General features: G+C 65.5%; 16 protein-coding genes. 6 read left to right on the top strand and 10 right to left on the bottom strand.

Features of this window, described 5'->3' with window-relative positions; all coding sequences use genetic code 11:
* The first annotated feature begins 146 nt into the window (after nt 1–146).
* The 4 genes from F3J17_RS17230 to ubiA all read left to right on the top strand — a co-directional run bounded on the left by F3J17_RS17230 (nt 147) and on the right by ubiA (nt 3,317).
* Complete coding sequence (locus tag F3J17_RS17230; protein ID WP_167061004.1) at nt 147–1,106, top strand: hydrogen peroxide-inducible genes activator; 960 nt, start codon at nt 147–149, stop codon at nt 1,104–1,106.
* Nucleotides 1,107–1,408: 302 nt separating this feature from the next.
* The gene (locus tag F3J17_RS17225; RefSeq protein ID WP_167061001.1) at nt 1,409–1,585 is read left to right on the top strand and encodes a hypothetical protein; all 177 of its coding nucleotides are present in this window, start codon (nt 1,409–1,411) and stop codon (nt 1,583–1,585) included.
* A gap of 208 nt (nt 1,586–1,793) precedes the next feature.
* A complete protein-coding gene (locus tag F3J17_RS17220) occupies nt 1,794–2,282 on the top strand; it encodes a Dps family protein (RefSeq protein ID WP_167060998.1) in 489 nt (162 codons plus the stop codon).
* Between the two features lie 171 nt (nt 2,283–2,453).
* Entirely contained in the window at nt 2,454–3,317 is an 864-nt protein-coding gene (gene ubiA, locus F3J17_RS17215; protein WP_167060970.1) for a 4-hydroxybenzoate octaprenyltransferase, read from the top strand.
* Between the two features lie 74 nt (nt 3,318–3,391).
* Here the strand turns inward: ubiA and proC are convergent, their stop codons facing one another.
* The 6 genes from proC to F3J17_RS17185 all read right to left on the bottom strand — a co-directional run bounded on the left by proC (nt 3,392) and on the right by F3J17_RS17185 (nt 10,726).
* On the bottom strand, nt 3,392–4,207 hold the full coding sequence (gene proC, locus F3J17_RS17210) for a pyrroline-5-carboxylate reductase (RefSeq protein ID WP_167060967.1): 816 nt from the start codon (nt 4,205–4,207) through the stop codon (nt 3,392–3,394).
* Nucleotides 4,208–4,229: 22 nt separating this feature from the next.
* The gene (locus F3J17_RS17205; protein ID WP_167060965.1) at nt 4,230–4,928 is read right to left on the bottom strand and encodes a YggS family pyridoxal phosphate-dependent enzyme; all 699 of its coding nucleotides are present in this window, start codon (nt 4,926–4,928) and stop codon (nt 4,230–4,232) included.
* A gap of 281 nt (nt 4,929–5,209) precedes the next feature.
* Nucleotides 5,210–6,439, bottom strand: coding sequence for a glycolate oxidase subunit GlcF (gene glcF / locus F3J17_RS17200; protein WP_167060962.1), 1,230 nt, complete (start codon nt 6,437–6,439; stop codon nt 5,210–5,212).
* Nucleotides 6,440–6,457: 18 nt separating this feature from the next.
* Entirely contained in the window at nt 6,458–7,546 is a 1,089-nt protein-coding gene (glcE, locus tag F3J17_RS17195) for a glycolate oxidase subunit GlcE (RefSeq protein ID WP_167061194.1), read from the bottom strand.
* A 126-nt stretch (nt 7,547–7,672) separates the two neighbouring features.
* Nucleotides 7,673–9,214: an FAD-linked oxidase C-terminal domain-containing protein gene (locus tag F3J17_RS17190; protein WP_240161024.1), complete on the bottom strand. Its 1,542-nt coding sequence runs from the start codon at nt 9,212–9,214 to the stop codon at nt 7,673–7,675.
* Nucleotides 9,215–9,301: 87 nt separating this feature from the next.
* Entirely contained in the window at nt 9,302–10,726 is a 1,425-nt protein-coding gene (locus F3J17_RS17185; protein ID WP_167060959.1) for an FAD-linked oxidase C-terminal domain-containing protein, read from the bottom strand.
* A gap of 192 nt (nt 10,727–10,918) precedes the next feature.
* Between F3J17_RS17185 and F3J17_RS17180 the strand changes: the two genes are divergently transcribed.
* Nucleotides 10,919–11,503 (top strand): cob(I)yrinic acid a,c-diamide adenosyltransferase, encoded by a 585-nt coding sequence (locus F3J17_RS17180; RefSeq protein ID WP_167060957.1) that lies wholly within the window; start codon nt 10,919–10,921, stop codon nt 11,501–11,503.
* 109 nt (nt 11,504–11,612) lie between these two features.
* Entirely contained in the window at nt 11,613–12,818 is a 1,206-nt protein-coding gene (gene hmpA / locus F3J17_RS17175) for an NO-inducible flavohemoprotein (protein ID WP_167060954.1), read from the top strand.
* A gap of 82 nt (nt 12,819–12,900) precedes the next feature.
* Here hmpA and aroG read toward each other — a convergent pair whose 3' ends face one another.
* From aroG to F3J17_RS17155, 4 genes are all read right to left on the bottom strand, one after another.
* On the bottom strand, nt 12,901–13,974 hold the full coding sequence (aroG, locus tag F3J17_RS17170) for a 3-deoxy-7-phosphoheptulonate synthase AroG (protein ID WP_167060951.1): 1,074 nt from the start codon (nt 13,972–13,974) through the stop codon (nt 12,901–12,903).
* A 433-nt stretch (nt 13,975–14,407) separates the two neighbouring features.
* Nucleotides 14,408–15,874 (bottom strand): metalloprotease TldD, encoded by a 1,467-nt coding sequence (gene tldD / locus F3J17_RS17165; RefSeq protein ID WP_167060948.1) that lies wholly within the window; start codon nt 15,872–15,874, stop codon nt 14,408–14,410.
* Between the two features lie 91 nt (nt 15,875–15,965).
* Nucleotides 15,966–16,808 (bottom strand): carbon-nitrogen hydrolase family protein, encoded by an 843-nt coding sequence (locus F3J17_RS17160; protein WP_167060945.1) that lies wholly within the window; start codon nt 16,806–16,808, stop codon nt 15,966–15,968.
* Nucleotides 16,809–16,959: 151 nt separating this feature from the next.
* A complete protein-coding gene (locus F3J17_RS17155) occupies nt 16,960–21,300 on the bottom strand; it encodes an AsmA-like C-terminal region-containing protein (RefSeq protein WP_167060942.1) in 4,341 nt (1,446 codons plus the stop codon).
* Nucleotides 21,301–21,427 lie beyond the last annotated feature (127 nt).

The following is a 21,427-nucleotide window of genomic DNA, read 5'->3' as shown; positions in this document are numbered from 1 at the left end:
ACATCAGCGGAACCTGCGCGCTTTCCCGCCGTCTGACCCTCCTCATGATCGCGCCCCCGATAGGGGCGTTGATTATTGGCGAATCGCCGCCATAGGTGTATAAGTACAAACTATTGATTCACCCTTTTTGATTGGTCCCCAATGAAATGACGCTCACTGAATTGAAATACATCGTCGCGGTTGCCCGCGAGCGCCACTTCGGACGGGCCGCCGAAGCCTGCTTTGTCAGCCAGCCGACGTTGTCGGTAGCCATCAAAAAACTCGAAGACGAACTGAACGTGCAGATCTTCGAACGCGGCACGAGCGAAGTGAGCGTGACGCCCATCGGCGAGCAGATCGTTACGCAGGCGCAGCGCGTCCTGGAGCAGACGCTCGCGATCAAGGAAATCGCCAAGCAGGGCAAGGACCCGCTGGTCGGGCCGCTGCGTCTGGGCGTGATCTACACGATCGGGCCGTATCTGCTGCCCACGCTCGTCAAGCAGATGATCAAGCGCGTCCCGCAGATGCCGCTGATGCTGCAGGAGAACTACACGCTCAAGCTGATCGAGCTGCTCAAGCAGGGCGAAATCGACGTCGCGATCATGGCGCTGCCGTTCGCCGAAACCGGGCTCACGCTGCGTCCGCTCTACGACGAACCGTTCGTCGTGGCGCTGCCTTCGGGCCACGTCTGGGAAAAGCGCGACAAGATCGACCCGGAAGATCTCAAGCAGGAAACCATGCTGCTGCTCGGCAGCGGCCATTGCTTCCGTGACCACGTGCTGGGCGTGTGCCCGGAACTGATGCGCTTCTCGCAGAACGCGGACGGCATCCAGAAGACCTTCGAGGGTTCGTCGCTGGAAACCATTCGCCATATGGTTGCGAGCGGCGTTGGCATTACGGTGCTGCCGCGCATGTCGGTGACCGAGGTGAAGCCGCATGCGGGCGGCGTCGATTCGGGGCTGCTGTCCTATGTGCCGTTCGACGAGCCGGTGCCGGATCGCCGTGTGGTGCTGGCGTGGCGCAAGAGCTTTACGCGCATGCCGGCTATCGAGGCCATCGTCGATGCGATCAACGCCTGCGAACTGCCTGGCGTGAAGAAGATCGAGGCGCCGGTCGAGGCGGCTTGATGCACGTGTAGTCTGATGTTAGCGCCGCGCGATGCGCGGCGCGTTGTCTTTTCTGAGCGGCGTTCGTCCGCTTGTTGGCCCGCGCTGATTTCGTTCTGTGGCGGCTTTGTAGCCCAAATGCAGCCCAATAACTCGCGCCTATTTGATAGATAAAATAAATCAAATTATCGCCATCAATAGCCGATGTTACAGTCTCTCTCAACCGCACTACGCATAACAAACGCAGGCAAATCAGGGAGCCGCGGCGGGGCGTAAATCACGTCCCGCCGCACCAGACAACGGAAATCGCCAGGAGCGCAATCATGACCAGAACGATGACGATGACACTCAAGACCGTAGGCACCGGACGTGGCGCCGATATGGCCCGCTCGCGTGCGCAAGGCACCGACATCGTGCGTCGCGTGGTGGGTTTCGCGATCCTGTCGAGTGGCTTCGTGGCGCTGCTGACGCAGGTACTGGCTCACATCGCCGGACATTGATACGGCGATGTGCCAGAGCGGGCACGCACGCTGCTTGAGATGGATTGGAGCATGGGGTCGCATGGCCCTGTTTTCCGGCTTTTATAAGATAAACTGAGACCCAAGCGAGCGTTCGCGAGCGGCACCGGGCATCGGTGCCACCGCGCGCGGCGACGTTGATGTCGCATCGTTCCGGATGGGTAGTCTCACTGCTACAAAAGGAGTCGTCATGGCCAAAAAATCTGCTGTGCAGCACGTGAATATCGGTATCACCGACAAGGATCGCAAGAAGATCGCCGACGGTCTCTCGCACCTCCTCGCGGACACGTACACGCTGTATCTCAAGACGCACAACTTCCACTGGAACGTCACGGGGCCGATGTTCAACACGCTCCATCTGATGTTCGAGACGCAGTACAACGAACTGGCGCTGGCCGTTGACGCCATCGCGGAGCGTATTCGCGCGCTGGGCGTGCACGCGCCGGGCACCTACAAGGATTTCGCGCGTCTGTCGTCGATTCCGGAAGCGGACGGCGTGCCGGCTGCTGAAGACATGATTCGCCAGTTGGTGGAAGGTCAGGAAGCCGTGGTGCGCACCGCACGCGCGATTTTCCCGGCAACCGAGGACGCCCACGACGAGCCGACCGCCGACCTGCTCACGCAGCGCATGCAGACGCACGAAAAGACGGCGTGGATGCTGCGTTCGATGCTGGCCTGAGCGTCCGTCAGGCGCTGTCAGGTTGAGAAGCCCGCTGGCCGGTCCAGCGGGCTTTTGCTTTTCTGCGCCGCTGATCGCCCCAGACGGCGAACGGCGAGGATGACGCCGGGCTGCCTCATGGTTGGCGTATGCCTGGCCTACAATAGCGGCATCGTTTTTCGCGCCTCTATCATGTTCGCCCGACTCCCGCTCTATCTGCGGCTCGTCCGCATGGACAAGCCGATCGGCAGCCTCTTGCTGCTGTGGCCGACGCTCAACGCGCTGTGGATCGCCTCGAACGGCCATCCGTCGCTCTCGCTGCTGGTGATTTTCACTGTTGGCACGGTGCTGATGCGCTCGGCGGGCTGCGCGATCAACGACTACGCCGACCGCGATTTCGACCGTCACGTCAAACGCACGGCCGAGCGCCCGATCACTTCGGGGCGCATCCGCGCCTGGGAAGCGGTGGCGATTGCCGCGGCGCTCGCCATCGTGTCGTTCCTGCTGATCCTGCCGCTCAACGGGCTCACCAAGCAGCTTTCGGTGGTGGCGCTGTTCGTGGCGGCGTCGTATCCGTTCACCAAGCGCTTTTTCGCGATTCCGCAGGCGTATCTGGGCATCGCGTTCGGCTTCGGCATTCCGATGGCGTTCGCGGCCATTCAGGATCACGTGCCGATGCTCGCGTGGATCATGCTGATCGCCAACGTGTTCTGGTCAGTGGCCTACGACACCGAATACGCGATGGTCGATCGCGACGACGACATCAAGATCGGCATTCGCACCTCGGCGCTCACTTTTGGCCGCTTCGACGTGCTCGCGATCATGCTCTGCTACGCCGCCACGCTCGGCATCTACGTCTGGGTGGGGCTCACGCAGCAATTCGGCGTGCTGTACTGGCTGGGTTGGGCGGCGGCAGTGGGTTGCGCGATCTACCACTACACGCTGATCAAGAACCGCGAGCGCATGCCGTGTTTCGCTGCGTTCCGTCACAACAACTGGCTGGGCGGTGCGCTGTTCGTGGGTATCGCGGCGCACTACGCGGCGTCCGGCCTGTAATTCATCGCTCTGGCTTGAGACGAAAAAAGCGCCCATCAGGGCGCTTTTTTTTATGGTCGCAGCGAAATGAACGCTTACTGAGCGCCGAATTCCTTGCCCATTTCCTTCGCGCGCGCATCGGCTGCGAGCGCGCCGCGCACGATCGCATCCTTGATGCCCGAAGCGTCGAACGAGGCGAGCGCCGCCGCCGTCGTGCCGCCCTTCGACGTCACGCGCTCGCGCAGCACGGCGGGCGGTTCGTCCGAATTGAGCGCGAGTTGCGCCGCGCCCGTGAAGGTGGCGATGGCGAGCGCGCGGCCCTGCTGCTCGTCCATGCCGAGCTGGCGCGCGGCTTCTTCGAGCGCTTCGATGAAATAGAACACGTAGGCCGGGCCGCTGCCCGAGATCGCCGTCACCGCGTCGATCTTGCCTTCGTCGTCGAACCATACCGTCTGGCCGACCGCGCCCAGCACGTTCGAGGCGAGTTCGCGGCCCGCTGCATCCACGCCGCTGCTGGCCACCAGACCCGTTGCGCCCATGCCGATCAGCGCAGGCGTGTTGGGCATCGTGCGCACCACGCGCGCGTGGCCGCCGAGCCAGCGCGACAGGTCTTCGATACGGATGCCGGCCATGATGCTGATCAAGACCTGATGCGCGCCCAGATGCGGCGCGAGTCCTTCCGCGACGGCCTTGGCGATCTGCGGCTTGACGGCGATCAGGACTGCGTCGTATGCGGCCAGTGCGCCGTCTGCTGCCGCGCCCGTTTGCACGCCGAACTGGTCGGCGGTGCGCTTGCGGGCGTCTTCGTTCGGGTCGATCGCGTACAGATTCGCGGCCGGGACGCCCTTGCGGATCAGGCCGCCGATGAGTGCAGCGGCCATGTTGCCGCCGCCGATGAAGGCAATTTTCATGGTGTTGGAGTGCGTCAGTAAATCAGTGGGAGTAATCGCGTGCGCCGAAGATCGCGGTGCCAACGCGCACGATGGTCGCGCCTTCGAGCACCGCCGCTTCGAGATCCGCCGACATGCCCATCGAGAGCGTGTCGAGCGCGAGGCCGTCGGCGCGCAGTGCGTCGAACAGCTCGCGCAGGCGGCGGTGAGGGACGCGTTGTTCGTCGAGCGTCTGGGCCGGTTCGGGAATCGACATCAGTCCGCGCAGACGCAAATTAGGCAGCGCGGCGATGGCGTGAGCGATCTCGACGGCTTCTTCCGGCGCGACGCCGCTCTTGGAATCTTCGCCGCTTACGTTGACCTGCAGGCACACGTTGAGCAGGGCCATGCTGGCGGGGCGCTGCTCGGACAGCCGTTGCGCGATCTTCAGGCGGTCGACCGAATGCACCCAGTCGAAACGCTCCGCCACGGGGCGCGTCTTGTTTGATTGCAGCGGCCCGATGAAATGCCATTCGAGACTCGCGCGCAGATCGGCGAGCGCCTCGATCTTGTCCACAGCTTCCTGCACGTAGTTCTCGCCGAAGGCGCGCTGGCCGGCCGCGTGAACGGCGCGCACGTCTTCAGCCGGAAAGGTTTTCGACACCGCGAGCAGTTCGACGGATTCCGGCGCGCGATCCGCATTGCGGGCGGCGGTAGCGATGCGTTGACGAACGGCTTCGAGGTGGTGAGCGAGATCGGTCATGAGAATTCTGGCCGGCCGCGCTGCGCTGCCCGCGGCCGCGCACTGGGGTTAGGCGCCTGAAAACGAACGAAGCCAATTATACGGACTGCGCGAGGCGCGAGGCATCCGCCAAAAGTCATAGGCCGAATGGCCGACTGCCGGGACGCGCGGCTTTTGTTTAGGCTGCGAATGTTACCGGCGGACGGCAAAAGTGCAACCAGGGTTCTGCCGAGGTGCAACCCGGCATGGAGCCCGATGTGAACCCGATGTGAACCCCATTCGCCGCCCGAATCCTTCGCTCGTCAATTGGCCGCCAACATATGCTCGACCAGCTCGATCCAGTGCGTGACCGGAATCTTCGTGCCGCTTTGCAGATGCGCGATGCAGCCGATATTCGCCGATACGATCAGTTGCGGCTCCAGCGCCTTGAGGCGATCGACCTTCTGGTTGCGCAGCGTGTAAGAGAGGCGCGGCTGCGTGATCGAATAGGTGCCGGCGGAGCCGCAGCACAGGTGGCTGTCGGCGGGCAGGCGCACCTCCAGACCCAGCGCGCCCAGCACTTTTTCTACGCCGCCGCGCAACTGCTGGCCGTGCTGCAGCGTGCAGGGCGGGTGATACGCCACGGTATGAATGCCGCGCCGGCGCGTGGCGGACATCAGGCGGTCCTCGAACGCGGGCAGGATTTCGCTGAGATCGCGCGTGAGGCTCGCGATGCGCTGGGCCTTGCCCGCGTAGGCCGGGTCGTTGCGCATCAGGTGCGCGTATTCCTTGACCGTCGCGCCGCAGCCCGAGGCGTTCATCACGATCGCTTCGGCGCCTTGCTCGACGTAGGGCCACCAGGCGTCGATATTGGCGCGCACGTCGTCGAGCGCATCGTCGGCGTAGCCCATGTGCAGGCGGATCGCCCCGCAGCAGCCCGCCTGCGGGGCGACGATGGTTTCGATGCCGATCGCGTCCAGCACGCGCGCCGTCGCCGTGTTGATGTTGGGCATCATCGAAGGCTGCACGCAGCCCGCGAGCATCAGCATCTTGCGCTCGTGCTTCGCGCTCGGCCACGCGAGCGGACGCTGGCGCACCGGCACCTTGTCGCGCAGGCGGCGCGGCAGCAGTGCGCGCACTTGCTGCGCGGCGCGCATGGCCGGCGAAAACAGCATGCGGCGCGGCAGAAATCCCGCCAGAAAACCGCGGATCAAGCGCTGGCGCAGCGGGCGTCCCACCATTTGTTCGGCATGCTTGCGACCGACTTCCACCAGCCGCCCGTATTGCACGCCCGACGGGCAGGTGGTCTCGCAACTGCGGCAGGTGAGGCAGCGGTCCAGATGCGTGAGCGTGCTCTTCGTGACCGGCGCGCCTTCCACCATCTGTTTCATCAGATAGATCCGACCGCGCGGGCCGTCGAGCTCGTCGCCCAGCAGTTGATAGGTGGGGCAGGTCGCGGTGCAGAAGCCGCAATGCACGCACTTGCGCAGGATCGCGTCGGCTTCGTCGCCGTCGGGGGTGTTGCGAATGAAGTCCGCAAGGTTCGTCTGCATCGCCGCGTGATGGTCTGGTCAGAAGTCGGAATACAGGCGGCCGCGATTGAAGATGCGGGCCGGGTCGAACGCGGTTTTCAGGCCGCGATGGATCTTCATGAGCGGCGCGGGCAGCGGCGTGAATACGCCTGCGCTGCGGTCGTAGCCGCGTCCCGTGCGGAAAATGGTGGCGTGGCCGCCGGCTTGCTTGGCGGTTATGCGTACGGTTTGTGCGTCGGTTTCGGTGATCCACCAGCGCTGCGCGCCGCCCCATTCCATCAGTTGCGCGCCGGGCAGTTGCAAAGGCTCGGCAATCGAGGGCAAGGCGAGCCGCCAGAGCGCGGCATCGGGCGCAATCGAGGCGAAGAACGGGTCGCTCTGTTCGCGCAGACCGGCCCAGAAGCGCTCGGCCTCCACGGCATCGACCACTTCGCCGCCCAGCGAGGTGCGCGCCGCTTTCACGCCCGCTTCCGCACCGGCCAGGCGCACCGCGAGCGTGCCGTTGCGCCAGGCGCTGCCGGTAATCGGCAGGGGCCGGCCGCCCCATTCGTTGAGCTTGCGCACGGCGTCGGTGCCGTTCATGTCGAAGCGCAGCGTGGCTTCGGCCTGTGGCAGCGGCAAGACCTTAACGGACAGTTCGAGGATCAGCCCCAGCGTGCCGAGCGAACCCGCCAGCAGGCGCGACACGTCGTATCCCGCCACGTTTTTCACGACCTGACCGCCGAAATGCAGCACCGCGCCGTGTCCGTTCATGATGACCGCGCCCAGCACGAAATCGCGCGCAGCGCCCGCGCTCGCGCGGCGCGGGCCGGCCAGACCCGCCGCGATGCAGCCGCCGAAGGTGGCCTGCGGGCCAAAGTGGGGCGGCTCGAACGGCAGCATCTGGCCGTGCGTAGCCAGCGCATGTTCGATTTCGAGCAGCGGCGTGCCGGCGCGCGCCGTGATGACCAGTTCCGCAGGATCGTAAGCGATGATGCCCCGATGCGCGCGCGTATCCAGCACGTCGCCTTCGAGCGCCTGGCCGTACCAGTCCTTGGTGCCGCCGCCGCGGATGCGCAACGGCTTGCCGTCGGCGCTTGCGGCGCGGACGCGCTCGGACCAGACCGCGACGATGTCGTCCTCTTGCATGCTTCCCATGGCGCGTTTGTCGGGCGTTGTCGTTGTGGTTCGTTCGATTGTACTGACGCGACTCGCGCTGACAACCCGGGGCAGGCCCGCATGCGGCGTGCGCCGTATGCGGGCGGGGGACGCCAGTCAGAAGCGCGGAATGTCGGGGTGCGGCAGCAGATTGCCGCGCACGTGCATGCGGCCGTACTCCGCGCAGCGCGCTTTGGTGGGAATGCCCTTGTCGGGATTGAGCAGCCTCGCGGGATCGAACGCGTGCTTCACGGCGTGAAACGCGTCGCGCTCTTCGGGCGAGAACTGCACGCACATCGAATTGATTTTTTCGATGCCCACGCCATGTTCGCCCGTGACCGTGCCGCCCAGTTCGACGCAGGTTTCGAGGATGTCAGAGCCAAACGCCTCGGCGCGATGCCATTCGTCCTGATCGTTGCCGTTGAATAGGATCAGCGGATGCATGTTGCCGTCGCCCGCATGGAACACGTTGATGCAGCGCAGCTTGTACTGCAACTCCATCTCGTGGATGCGCGCGAGCAGCGGGCCGATCGCGCGGCGCGGCACCGTGCCGTCCATGCAGTAATAGTCGGGCGAAATGCGGCCCGCGGCCGGAAACGCGTTCTTGCGCCCGGACCAGAAGCGCAGGCGCTCTTCCTCGGTACGCGAGATCTGGATGCGGGTCGCGCCATGCTCGCGCAGCACCGCGGTCGTGCGCGCGATCTCGTCGGCGACTTCCTCGGGCGTGCCGTCGGCTTCGCACAGCAGGATCGCTGCGGCGTCGAGGTCGTAGCCCGCCTTGACGAATTCCTCGACCGCCTGCGTGGCCGGCTTGTCCATCATTTCGAGGCCGGCCGGAATGATGCCCGAGGCGATGATGCCCGCCACCGCGTCGCCGCCTTTCACGACGTCGTCGAAGCTCGCCATGATGACCTGCGCGGTTTGCGGGCGCGGGATCAACTTGACGGTGACTTCCGTGACGATGGCAAACATGCCCTCGCTGCCGATCATCACGGCGAGCAGATCGAGGCCCGGCGCATCGGGCGCGAGCGAACCGAATTCGACGATCTCGCCGTCCATCGTCACCGCGCGCACACGCAGCACGTTATGCACGGTGAGGCCGTATTTGAGACAGTGCACGCCGCCCGAATTCTCGGAAACATTGCCGCCGATGGTGCAGGCGATCTGCGAGGACGGATCGGGTGCGTAGTAAAGCCCGTAGGGCGCCGCAGCTTCGGAAACCGCGAGGTTGCGCACGCCCGGCTGCACGGTGGCCGTGCGCGCGTAGGGATCGACTTCGAGAATGCGCCGAAAGCGCGCGAGCGACAGCACGATGCCGTGGCGGATCGGCATCGCGCCGCCCGACAGGCCCGTGCCCGCACCGCGCGGCACCACGGGCACGTCCAGACGACGGCAGATCTGCACGATGCGCTGCACCTGCGATTCGGTTTCCGGCAGCGCCACCGCCAGCGGCAGGCGACGATAGGCGGCCAGTCCATCGCACTCGTAGGCTACGGTGTCTTCCTCGCGATGCAGCAGGCAATGCGCGGGCAGTACGGCCATGAGTGCCTGCACGACTTCGCGCTGACGCTGCGCGAGCGCTTCGGGCGTGAGTTCCGGGCTGTCGCCTTGTTTGAGCGCCTGGTTGGCGTCGGGCAGATTCGCGTCCGGTGCGTTCATGTCTCCTCCTCGTGGGATGGTCCCGGACTGGAGGGTCCCGGACTGGATGGTCCCGGCCTGGATGGCTTTGGCTCAGCGAATCACAACTCAGGCGGCCCAGCTGAAAATCTTGCCCGGATTCATGAGGTTGTGCGGATCGAGCGCGTGCTTGATGGCGCGCATGGTGTCGATGGTGTCCGCGCCGTGCTCTTCGATGAGGAAGTCCATCTTGTGCAGGCCCACGCCGTGCTCGCCCGTGCAGGTGCCGTCCATGCGGATCGCGCGCTGCACGATGCGATGATTGAGGCGCTCGGCCTCGTCGATTTCCTCGGGCTTGTCCGGATCGATCAGGATCGCCACGTGGAAGTTGCCGTCGCCCACGTGGCCGACGATCGGGCAGGGCAGCGGCGAGGCCTTCAGGTCGGCCTCGGTTTCCACCACGCATTCGGCCAGTCGAGAGATCGGCACGCACACGTCGGTTGTCACCGCACGGCAGCCGGGCTTGAGTTGCAGCATCGCAAAGTAGGCGCTGTGACGCGCGTTCCACAGGCGGCTGCGATCTTCCGGGCGCGTGGCCCATTCGAAGCCTTCGCCGCCGTTCTGCGCGGCGATGTCCTGCACGAGCTGCGCCTGTTCGGCCACGCCCGCTTCGGTGCCATGAAACTCGAAGAACAGCGTGTGCTTTTCGCGCAGCGTCAGGTTCGAATGCTTGTTGATCGCGCGCACGGCGAGTGCGTCGATGAACTCCACTCGCGCGATCGGCACGCCGATCTGGATGGTTTCGATCACGCTGCGCACGGCTTCGGCCATCGACGGAAATGCGCAGATCGCCGCCGACACCGCTTCCGGCTGCGGATAGAGCCGCACCGTGATTTCGGTGATGACGCCGAGGGTGCCTTCGGAGCCCACGAACAGGCGCGTCAGGTCATAGCCCGCCGACGATTTGCGCGCGCGCGTGCCGGTTTTGATGACGCGGCCATCGGCGAGCACGGCGGTCAGGCCCAGCACGTTCTCGCGCATCGTGCCGTAGCGCACGGCGTTGGTGCCCGAGGCGCGCGTCGCCGACATGCCGCCGATGCTCGCATCCGCGCCCGGGTCGATTGGGAAGAACAGGCCGGTGTCGCGCAGCGCTTCATTGAGCTGCTTGCGCGAGATGCCGGGTTCCACGGTCACGGTCAGGTCTTCGGCGTTGATCGAGAGGACGCGGTTCATCTGCGAGAGGTCGATCGACACGCCGCCTTGCACCGCGAGCAGATGGCCTTCGAGCGAGGAGCCGTTGCCGTAGGGAATGATCGGCACGCCATGCTGCGCGCATAGTTTGACGATAGTCTGGACTTCTTCGGTGTTCTGCGCGTAGACAACGGCGTCGGGCAACTGCGGGTCGAAGCGCGATTCGTCGCGGCCATGATGGGCGCGCACGGCTTCAGACGTGGAGACGCGCTCGCCGAAGGCGTGGCGCAGACTGTCGAGGAGAGCGGCGGGGAACGGGCGACGGGCGGATTCGCCAAGCGTCGGCGGCGCGGGATGATTCACGCGGGGGTCTCCTGGTTGGACATGTTCGTTGTGCGCTTTTGATTCTACGCTCAACCGTCCAGGCGAAAAGGCGGGGGAGCCCCAGTGGACGCCCGCGCGAGACTCGCGTTTTGCTGCACCGCATGATCCACGCAACGCCCGTACAGGCGACAATCGGTTTTTCACGCACGCTTACGTTTCGGGAGACACACCATGGGCAATCGCCTGAGCAAGATCGCCACGCGCACCGGCGACGACGGCACGACCGGCCTCGGCGACGGCAGCCGCGTGCGCAAGGACGACGCGCGTATCGCCGCGATTGGCGACGTCGACGAACTGAACTCGAACATTGGCGTACTGCTCTGCGAGACGCTGCCCGACGACGTGCGCGCCGCGCTTGTCGCGATCCAGCACGATCTGTTCGACCTGGGCGGCGAGCTGTGCATGCCGGGCCACACCATCGTGACGGATGCGCATCTCGCCCGGCTCGACGGCTGGCTCGCCGATTACAACGCCACGCTGCCGCCGCTCAAGGAGTTCATCCTGCCCGCCGGTTCACGCGCGGCGTCGCTCGCGCATGTTTGCCGCACGGTGTGTCGGCGTGCGGAGCGGGCGATTGTGACGCTCGGTGATTCGCAGGATGGGGGTGAACACACTGCGCCGCTCGCGCAAACGCCGCGCCGCTACGTGAACCGTCTGTCCGACCTGCTGTTCGTGCTGGCGCGCGTGCTCAATCGGTCGGCGGGCGGGAGCGACGTGCTGTGGCGTCACGACCGCGGCCAGGCGGGCACAGAATAAAGATCGAAGGCCGCACTTCAGCAGAAATGCTGGGGTGCGACAAAATGCCCGGAGAGCGCGCGCCCTTAAAGATGTATCTTGTGTGCATCTTTAACGAGGAGAAGCCGCAATGACCGCGCTCACCGCCGACCAGATCGCCCGCGTCAAGGCCACCGCGCCTGTGTTTGCCGAGTATGGCCCGACCATCACGAAGCATTTCTATCAGCGCATGTTCAATGCGCATCCGGAACTGAAGAACCTTTTCAACCAGACGCACCAGCAAAGCGGCAGTCAGCCTGAAACGCTGGCGCGCGCGGTCTACGCCTACGCGGCAAACATCGACAATCTGGGCGCGCTGGGCGGCGCGGTCACGCATATCGCGCACAAGCATGCGAGCCTGAATATCCGTCCGGAACACTATCCGATCGTCGGGCGTCATCTGCTGGGCGCGGTGGTGGACGTGCTCGGCGACGCCGTCGATCAGCCGACGCTCGACGCCTGGGCGGTTGCGTACGAGCAGCTCGCGCAGATCATGATCGGCGTGGAGGCGAAGCTTTACGAGGCGGCGCCGTGGAGCGGCTTCCGGCCGTTCAAGGTGGTGCGCAAGCAGGTGGAAAGCGACGAAATCACCTCGTTCTATCTCGCTCCCGCCGATGGCGCGCCCGCTGGCGGCTTTGAGCCGGGCCAGTATGTGAGCGTGACGCGTTTCGTGGATAAACTCGGCGTCGATCAGCCGCGCCAGTACAGCCTGTCGGACGCGCCGCACGGCCGCTGGCTGCGCATTTCGGTGAAGCGCGAAGCCGGTTCGGCCGATGTGCAGCCGGGTCACGTCTCGAACCTGATGCACGACGGCGTCGAGCAGGGCGCGATCGTCCACGTCAGCGCGCCGATGGGCGAGTTCAAGCTCGATCGCAAGAAGAGCACGCCGGTCGTGCTGATCAGCGGTGGCGTGGGCATTACGCCGATGGCGTCGATGCTGGCGACGCTGCTGGCCGAGCGCAGCGAACGCCAGATCGCCTTCGTGCACGCCTGCCGCAATGGCCGCGTGCATGCGTTTAGCGACTGGCTGCGCCGCAGCGCCGCCGAGCATCCGAACCTCAAGCGCGCGGTGTTCTACGAAGCCGTGGGCGCGGACGATCAGTTGGGCAAGGATTACGACTTCGAAGGTCGCGTGGATATCGCGCGCATCGAAGCCGACGTGATGCTGCCGGATGCCGATTACTACATCTGCGGCCCTGTCGCCTTCATGCGTGCGCAGCGCGAGGCGCTGGTGGCGCGCGGTGTGGACGCGTCGCGCATCCACACGGAGATTTTCGGTTCGGGCATGCTCGATTGAGCGCGCCGTAAAAAGCAAAAAAGCCCGGTCAGCGTGATTGCCGACCGGGCTTTTTTATCGAGCACGGTGCTCAGTATTGCGCTTAGTTGCCGCTGCCGCGCGCGATACGGCGCTGCTTGACCGCTTCGGCCAGGCCTTCGAGCACGCCCACGCTTTCGTCCCAGCTAATGCACGCATCGGTGATGCTCTGGCCGTAGGTCAGCTCGCAGCCTTCCTTCAGATCCTGGCGGCCCGCCACGAGGTGCGATTCCACCATCACGCCGACGATGCGTTCATCGCCGCCCGCGATCTGACGGCCGATATCGGCGCAGACCGGAATCTGGTTTTCGTGCTTCTTCGAGCTGTTTGCGTGGCTCGCGTCGATCATGAGACGCGCGGCCAGACCCGCCTTGCCGATGTCGTTGCACGCTGCGTTGACGCTTTCCGCGTCGTAGTTCGGCGTCTTGCCGCCGCGCAGGATCACGTGGCAGTCCTCATTGCCCGCCGTCGAGACGATGGCCGAGTGGCCGCCCTTCGTCACCGACAGGAAATGGTGCGGTTGCGACGCGGCCTTGATTGCATCGACGGCAATCTTCACGTTGCCGTCCGTGCCGTTCTTGAAGCCGACCGGGCAGGAGAGACCCGAAGCCAGCTCGCGGTGCACCTGCGATTCGGTCGTGCGCGCGCCAATTGCGCCCCACGAGATCAGATCGGCGATGTACTGCGGGCTGATCATGTCGAGGTATTCGGTGCCTGCCGGCAGGCCGAGCTCGTTGATCGAGACCAGCAGTTCGCGCGCGGTGCGCAGGCCGTCATTGATCTTGAAGCTGTTGTCCATGAACGGGTCGTTGATCAGACCCTTCCAGCCCACCGTCGTGCGCGGCTTTTCGAAATACACGCGCATGACGATTTCGAGTTCGTTCTTGAAGCGCGCGCGTTCCTCGACGAGCTTCTTCGCGTAATCGATCGCGGCCTTGGTGTCGTGGATCGAGCAGGGGCCGATCACGACGACGAGGCGGTCGTCCATGCCGTGCAGGATGCGATGCAGCGCGCGGCGCGATTCGAAGATCAGCGTGGACGCGGCTTCGGAGCACGGGAATTCGCGGATCAGGTGAGCGGGCGGCGTGAGTTCTTTCAGCTCGCGAATGCGGACATCGTCGGTGTTGTGCGGGGGCATGTTGTTTTCTCCTGATCCTGTGTAGCGTGCTTCGCGTCGCGAAACGGCATCAATCTGCTAGATGAAAGTGAGGCTCGTAGGTGAGTGGGGCCAAAGAAGCCAGACGAAAAAAAACCGCCAGGCTTGGCTGGCGGTTTCTCGTTTGTTCGGGGTCCTGCGCGTACTATCAACCCTCTCGATCCGCCAGCGGTCTGAGATACCAAAAGAAGTAAAAGTAAAACTTCGTGGCGAACATGGCGAAATCGGTTCGTTGCGTCGAAAAGGGTGATTGCCTTTATAACCCGGCCTTCTTCAGGCTGGCAAGCGGGTATCGCAGAAAAAGCGGGTGATCCGCGGAAAAAGACGATTCAATGCAGGAATTCCGCATGGCGGTGCGGAATTTCCGCATCGCCATGCATGAACCTCGCAAATCGGCTCAGGCGATCCGGCCCGATCAGACCGTGCCGCCAACCGTCATCTTGTCGATGCGCAGCGTCGGCTGGCCCACGCCCACCGGCACGCTCTGGCCTTCCTTGCCGCACACGCCCACGCCCGAATCCAGGCGCATATCGTTGCCGATCATGCTCACGTACTTGAGCGATTCCGGGCCGCTGCCAATCAGCGTCGCGCCCTTGACCGGGTACGTGATCTTGCCGTCTTCGATCATGTAGGCCTCGGACGCCGAGAACACGAACTTGCCGTTGGTGATGTCGACCTGACCGCCGCCGAAGTTCACCGCATACAGCCCGTTCTTCACCGAAGCGAGGATTTCCTGCGGATCCTTGTCGCCGTTGAGCATGTAGGTGTTGGTCATGCGCGGCATCGGCAGGGCGGCGTAGGATTCGCGGCGCGCGTTGCCGGTCACGGGCATTTTCATCAGGCGCGCGTTGAGCGAATCCTGGATGTAACCCTTGAGAATGCCGTCTTCGATCAGCGTGGTGCACTGCGTCGGGTTGCCTTCGTCGTCGATATTGAGCGAGCCGCGGCGGTTCGGCAGCGTGCCGTCGTCCACCACGGTGACGCCCTTGGCAGCCACGCGCTGGCCGATCTGGCCCGCGAACGCCGACGAACCCTTGCGGTTGAAATCGCCCTCCAGACCGTGGCCGATCGCTTCGTGCAGCAGCACGCCGGGCCAGCCCGGTCCGAGCACGACGGTCATCGCGCCCGCCGGAGCGGGACGCGCTTCGAGGTTCACGAGCGCCGCATGCACCGCGTCGTCGACGTATTTCGACAGCACGTCGTCAGTGAAATAGCCGTAGTCGTAGCGGCCGCCGCCGCCGCCGTTGCCGATTTCGCGGCGGCCGTTCTGTTCGGCGATCACCGTGACCGAGACGCGCACCAGCGGGCGGATGTCGGCGGCCAGCACGCCGTCGCTGCGCGCGACCAGCACCACGTCGTATTCACCCGCGAGCGCCGCCATCACCTGGGTGATGCGCGGGTCGCGACTGCGCGCCATCTGCTCGACGCGTTCGAGCAGCTTGACCTTTTCGGTGGCGTCGAGCGAAGCGAGCGGATCGGACGGCAGATACAGATCGCGGCCCGCGACGCCCTTGAGCGAAGTGGCTACCTGAATCTTCTGCTTGCCGCCGCCGGCCTTGGCGATCGAGCGCGTGGCGATGGCCGCCTGGCGGATCGCTTCGGGCGACAGATCGTCGGAGTAGGCGAAGGCGGTGCGCTCGCCGGACACGGCGCGCACGCCCACGCCCTGATCGATGCTGAAGCTGCCCGACTTGACGATGCCTTCCTCCAGGCTCCAGGCCTCGCTGCGGGTGGCCTGGAAGTAGAGATCGGCGTAGTCGACGCGGTGCGTGAAAATCTCGCCGAGCGTGCGCGTGAGCAGCGCCTCGTCGAGGCCGTAGGGCGCGAGGAGCACTTCCTTCGCGGTCGCCAGATTGCGGATGCCGGGTTCGATGATGTTCATGCGCTCAATGTGGAAGTTTCAGATGTCAGATTCGGGCGCGGTACGGCGAAATCAAGACGCCCTCGGTCGATAGGGTTGACGTAAGGATGGATTAGTCGCAGTCGAGCACGCGATGCCGCCACGCGGGCAGGCTCGCGCGCACGGCGGCGATGCGTTCGAGATCGATATCGCCGGTCACCACGCCGGGGTTCTCGTCGAGCACATCGACGATTTCGCCCCACGGGTCGATCAGCATGCTGTGGCCCCATGTGCGGCGGCCGTTCTCGTGCGTACCGCCCTGCGCGGCGGCGAGCACGTAGCACTGGTTCTCGACGGCGCGTGCGCGCAGCAGGGTCTGCCAGTGCGCGCGGCCCGTCGTGTAGGTGAACGCCGAGGGCACGACCATCAGCGCACAGTCGCCCATGCGCCGGTACAGCTCGGGAAAGCGCAGATCGTAGCAGACCGACAGGCCCACGCGGCCGAACGGCGCGTCGAAGGTGCGGACCTCGTCGCCGGGGCGGATCGTGCGTGCTTCGTCGAACGATTCGGCGCCTTTCTCGAAGCTGAACAGATGGATCTTGTCGTAACGCGCGCGCTCCGCGCCGCTCGGATCGAACACGAGCGTGGTGTTGAGCACGCGGTTTTCTTCCGGCGCTTTCAACGGCAGCGTGCCGCCGATGATCCACACGTTATGGCGCTTCGCGGCATCAGCGAGAAATTGCTGGATCGGGCCGTCGCCGTAGGGCTCGCGCACGGCAAGCTTGTCGGTGTCCTTGTGGCCCATGAAGCAGAAGTATTCGGGCAGCAGCACGAGGCGCGCGCCCTTTGCGGCGGCCTCGGCGATCAGACGTTCCGCGTCGGCGAGATTGCGCGCGAGATCGGGCGTGCTGACCATCTGCAGCGCCGCGACCTTGAATGGCGTAACCGGCGCTGCGGAAGAAGAAGTTTCGCTCATCGACGGCTCTTGATTGGACGAAGTCAGATGAATAATCGGGCTCGGAGCGGCGGAGCAGGGCGCTGCGCGGTTGGTGTTTTCGATGTCACCTCGGCGCGCATCGCGCATGCCTGTTGACGGCCATCAACAACGTCATTGATTGATCTGGAACTCAATGGGCCGCCGCCGGAGCCTGCGCGTCCATCTTACCCTGATCGCCATGCAGTCGCTCAACGTGCGGTTTGGCCCAGGAACCCGTGATGGCGTAGTCGCGCGCGAAGGTGGTTTCGACCGTATGCGAGAGCGCGACATCGCCGATCAGCGCGCCCAGACCCAGCAGCGGATTGATGATGGCCGCGACGATCACGCCCGCGCCCGCGCTCACCGTCGGCACGACATGCACGCGCAGGTCCTGGGTTTCGTGCGCGAGATCGACGCTGCCCACCATCTGCGCGCGGCCCGGCGCGGTCACCAGCTTGAAATCGTTGGTGTGGCCAATGCCGTTCTGGATCTGCGCGCTGCCCGTGACGCTGGTGAACGGCAGCCCTTCGCCGATCACGTCGCGGAAATCCATGCTCGCGTAGCGCGCCAGACTTTGCAGGCTGAGTACGCCCAGCAGCGTCGCCACGCCTTGATGGATCTTGAGAATTTCGCCGTGGTGCAGATCGAGCGCGAGGCTGCCGTTGAGCGTCGGGAAGTCGAGCTTGTTGGGGCCGCCGCGCCATTCCAGATTACCGCTGAGCGTACCCGTGCCGCCCTTGATTGCGTGCGCCACGCCCGCGCGTTCGAGCAGATCGCCCGCATCCTTGATATCGAGATGGAAGTCGAGCGCCGTACGACGCGGCGTCTGTGTCGCGCCGCCTGCGGTATCGGCGGGTGCGGATTCGTCGCCGATGGCGCGCCAGTTTTCCGTGGCGGTGAAGTGGCCGGCCGGATTGACGATGTCGAGCGTGTCGAGCTGCCAGACCGGCACGCCGTTTTCGTCGAAGTTGTGGGCGTTGATCTGCAGGCGGCCGAAGTCGCGTCCGCGCACGATCAGCTGGTTCACGACGAGGTCGATCGACGGCATGTTCTGCGCAGGCTGCGAGACGGCCTGGCCGAGCAGATCGTTCTCGGTCGCCGAAGGGACGACGAGGCGCGCCAGACGCGCTTCCAGCGTGCCGGGCGAGCCCGGCACCGCGCCCGGTTTCCACGAGACGTGGCCCGAGACCTGGTTCGAGGCGATGTTGGCCTGCCACTGGTTGGCGTCGCGCGATGCGCCGACGATCACGTTTTCCCAGTGGCGCTTGAGCAGCGTGAGCGTGCCGACGTGGACGGCGAAGCGCGACGGCACATAGGACGCGAACGCGCCGCCGGGCGCGAGCGGCGACGAGGCCGCGGCGGCGGGCGACGCCATCGTTTGCGTCGCAGTTTGCGAAGCGGCTTGCGGGGCGGCAGCGGTCGAACTCGCTGCTACAGCGGGAGCGGCCGGATTCGCCGCCGCCGTGCCGCGAATTTCCTGCGCCACGCGCCGCCACGCATCGGCGTCGAACGATGGCAGATCGACGGCCGCAGTCACGCCTTCGGACGGCAGATCGGCGGGCTTGTTCATGCCGATCGCGCCGCGCACCACTTCGGGCACATGGCCCGGATTGCGCCGCAGCACGTAGCGCGCGGCCAGCGGCCCGAGCGTGAGTTCGGCGTGCTGGAACGCCGCGGCGTCGCTCGCCGACAGCATCGCCGAAGCCGGATCGTCGCCGGGACCGGGCTGCAGGGCGAAGCGCAGCGGCATCGGCGTGCCGGCGGTCTTGCCGAACGGCGCAGGCAGGTCGATGGCGAGGTCGGTCAGATCGGAGCTGGCCTTCACGTCGGGCAGATGGCCGCGCGTGCCGGTCACCGACAGCGAATAGGGCGCCGCGCCCGAGAAGCGTCCCAGCACCGCCGCCGCCGTGCCGTGCAGGTTCAGCCCGCGCGCCGCATCGACGGCCACATCGCCCGCGACATGAACGTCGTAGCGCCCGTCCTCGCGCATGCCGCCATTGGCGCGCAGATCGCCGCCGAGGAAACGGCCCGTCAGATGGTCGACCTGAGCGCTGCGGTTGGTGAAGCGGACCTTGCCGTTGAGGTTCGATAGCGGCGGCACATTGTGCGCGGCAAGCGTGTTGTTCTCGAAGCCGATCGCGCCGGCCACGGCAACCTTCGGCATCGGCTTGCGCGGAATCGTGAGCTTGAGCGCGAGCGTGGCCGGGCCTTGCGCCTCGACCTTGGCGGTCGCGTGCTTCGACATTGCGCCCAGCGAGCTGTTATCGGCGTAATCGAGCAGATCGGCGAGCGGCCCGCGCCCCGCGCCCTCGATCACGAGATCGGAGCCCTTCACGCCCAGCTCGTCGATACGCCCGCTCACGTCGTGCAGCACGAAGCGGCGGTAATGGCCGTGCGCGACGTCAAAGCGCAGCTTGTTTTCCGCCAGCTTGAAGGTGCCGTCGATGCCGTCGAACGCCGGCCAGACGTTGGGCGCGCCGTTGCGCATCTTCTTGGGCGGGAACGGCGACGGGTCGAAGCGCCCATTCGCAAACGGCGCGACGATGCGGAACTGGCCCGCGCTCGGGTCGCGCGAATAGGGGAATTGGGCGAGATCGCCGTGAATCTCGATGGTCGCGCCTTTCGAGAGCCCGGCTTGCAAGCCGTGGCCCAGATAGGTGCGGGTTTTCTCGCTGATGCTGGTGGGCAGGTAGCGCGGGATGGCCTTGACCTGCGCCTGATCGAAATGCGCCACCAGGTCGAGCGCGCCGCGTCCGTGGCCGGGGTTGCGATAGTGCGCGGTCATCTTCGCGCGGGCGTCGGCGTTCTGGACGCCCAGTTCGGTCACGTCGACGTCGAAACCCTTGATCTTGTCGCCCGGCTGGCGCTGCGCGGCCACGGTCCATTTGGCCGCGCCCCACAGACGGTCGAAGCGCAGGCGCGGATCGTCGAATACGCCGGGCAGCGTGATGGCGGCGGCCGTCGAATCGAACTTGATGGTGCCGTGCGATTCGTCGGCGTCAATGCGCCCCCAGAGATTCTCCACGCCCGGCAGGCCCGCGCGCGGGTGTTCGCGCGGCGTGAGGCCTGGCCCCGGTTCCTGGGCGGCCACGCTGAAGCCTTGCAGGTCGCCGTTGAAGCGGTAGTGCAACAGAGGCTCCGCGCTGGTGCTGCGCTGCTCGGCGGCGGCTTCGCCTGAATCGGGTTTGGCGCGTTCCATCGCCAGATCGTAATTGGCCACCAGACCGCGCGGATTGAAGCGCACCAGCGCGTTCTGCACGCGGCCCGGCAGCGGCAGACCGCGCATGAACTCGGCGAGGATGCCCAGGTCGATGCGATCGCCGCTCACCGAAATCAGCTGGCCGCTTTGGAGCGTCTGCTGACGGAAATGCGCGTCGAGGTGATTGAACGTGAGCGAGCGCGTGAGCGGCGTGCCGTCGTCGAGCGGCGGCTGGCCGAGTTCGGCGCGCAGGTCGCGCAGTTGCAGCGTGTAGTCGCCAGGCGCGAGACCCATGCGCCAGTTGAAGCTCGCGATCGGCAGATCGAGGCGCGGTTGCGTCGGCTTCACGCGCAGCGCGATGTCGTTGCCGCTGAGCGTGCCGTCGGCGGAAACGATGCGGCCGTCCTCGAAATTCGCCCAGATGGCGTTATCGATGCGCCCTGCATAGGTCGTGAGCGGCAGCGGAATGTAGCGCGCCAGAGTGGGCAGATCGACGGGACCGGTGGAGATATAGGCGCTGCCGCTCCAGGTGTTGGGCTTGCCCGCCGGCGCGAAACGCGTGTGCTTGAACTGCGCGCGGAAGTCGAGCGGCCCGTGCAGCACGGTGCCTTCCGCGGGTGCCTGCAGCGCGATGTGGTGGTCGTAGCCGTCGTTGAGGATCGCCAGACGGATGTTCGACAGGCGCAGTTCGGGGACGTCGCGCGTGGCGTCGCGCCAGCGCAGCGTGCCGCCGCGCAGCACGATGGCCTGCTGGCGCATCAGCCAGGTGGTGAAGGTGGCGTTGCCGGTGTGCGCGGTCGGCACGGGCACGCCCGCCACGGTGAGCGTGCCGTCGTCCTCGCGCGCGATCGAGACGTCGGGATTCTCGACGATCACGCTGGAGAGCAGCGGCTCCAGCATCACCACCGAGCGCCAGGCGACCGAAGCGGTGGCATGCGGCACGTTCAGCGCGAGATTGCCGTGGCGGTCGCGGATCGTCAGGTTGGCGATGTCGATGCCGGGCTGAAAGCCCGACCAGTGCGGCGAGAGCTTGCCGATGCGGAAGTCGGCGTGAATCTTGTCGGAGACGAGCTTTTCGATGCGCGGACGGAAATCGTCCACATGGGGCAGCACGACATAGCGCAGCCCGAGCAGCAGCACGGCGACGATGAAGTAGAAGACGAGCGCGATGCACGCCAGCACGCGCAGCGAGTGGCGCAGAACCGGGTGATGATGTTGCGGGCCCGCGTCTGCGCTTTCCCGGCTGGCATGTCCGGTATGAGGCGGGCCGGCGGGATCGTTACGCTCGGACATGCTGCGGCGGGTGGGGTATGGTAGCGTTGCGTTCTGACGACGAAATGTATCACACGGGACCGTGGGACCGGCCATCCGGGGAAGCCGGGATGGTTGTCGGCCGGGCTTTGCACGGCATCGCGCGCAC

The sequence above is a fragment of the Burkholderia sp. Ax-1719 genome (genome assembly GCF_011753055.1).
Lineage (GTDB): Bacteria > Pseudomonadota > Gammaproteobacteria > Burkholderiales > Burkholderiaceae > Paraburkholderia.
Note: the sequence above shows the minus strand (reverse complement) of the source record. Positions and strands in the feature narration are given on the sequence as shown.

Excerpts from the sequence above, each read along its gene's own strand:
- F3J17_RS17230 (WP_167061004.1), top strand. The coding sequence starts at position 147 with ATGACGCTCACTGAATTGAAATACATCGTCGCGGTTGCCCGCGAGCGC.
- F3J17_RS17225 (WP_167061001.1), top strand. The coding sequence starts at position 1,409 with ATGACCAGAACGATGACGATGACACTCAAGACCGTAGGCACCGGACGT.
- F3J17_RS17220 (WP_167060998.1), top strand. The coding sequence starts at position 1,794 with ATGGCCAAAAAATCTGCTGTGCAGCACGTGAATATCGGTATCACCGAC.
- ubiA (WP_167060970.1), top strand. The coding sequence starts at position 2,454 with ATGTTCGCCCGACTCCCGCTCTATCTGCGGCTCGTCCGCATGGACAAG.
- proC (WP_167060967.1), bottom strand. The coding sequence starts at position 4,207 with ATGAAAATTGCCTTCATCGGCGGCGGCAACATGGCCGCTGCACTCATC.
- F3J17_RS17205 (WP_167060965.1), bottom strand. The coding sequence starts at position 4,928 with ATGACCGATCTCGCTCACCACCTCGAAGCCGTTCGTCAACGCATCGCT.
- glcF (WP_167060962.1), bottom strand. The coding sequence starts at position 6,439 with ATGCAGACGAACCTTGCGGACTTCATTCGCAACACCCCCGACGGCGAC.
- glcE (WP_167061194.1), bottom strand. The coding sequence starts at position 7,546 with ATGCAAGAGGACGACATCGTCGCGGTCTGGTCCGAGCGCGTCCGCGCC.
- F3J17_RS17190 (WP_240161024.1), bottom strand. The coding sequence starts at position 9,214 with ATGAACGCACCGGACGCGAATCTGCCCGACGCCAACCAGGCGCTCAAA.
- F3J17_RS17180 (WP_167060957.1), top strand. The coding sequence starts at position 10,919 with ATGGGCAATCGCCTGAGCAAGATCGCCACGCGCACCGGCGACGACGGC.
- hmpA (WP_167060954.1), top strand. The coding sequence starts at position 11,613 with ATGACCGCGCTCACCGCCGACCAGATCGCCCGCGTCAAGGCCACCGCG.
- aroG (WP_167060951.1), bottom strand. The coding sequence starts at position 13,974 with ATGCCCCCGCACAACACCGACGATGTCCGCATTCGCGAGCTGAAAGAA.
- tldD (WP_167060948.1), bottom strand. The coding sequence starts at position 15,874 with ATGAACATCATCGAACCCGGCATCCGCAATCTGGCGACCGCGAAGGAA.
- F3J17_RS17160 (WP_167060945.1), bottom strand. The coding sequence starts at position 16,808 with ATGAGCGAAACTTCTTCTTCCGCAGCGCCGGTTACGCCATTCAAGGTC.
- F3J17_RS17155 (WP_167060942.1), bottom strand. The coding sequence starts at position 21,300 with ATGTCCGAGCGTAACGATCCCGCCGGCCCGCCTCATACCGGACATGCC.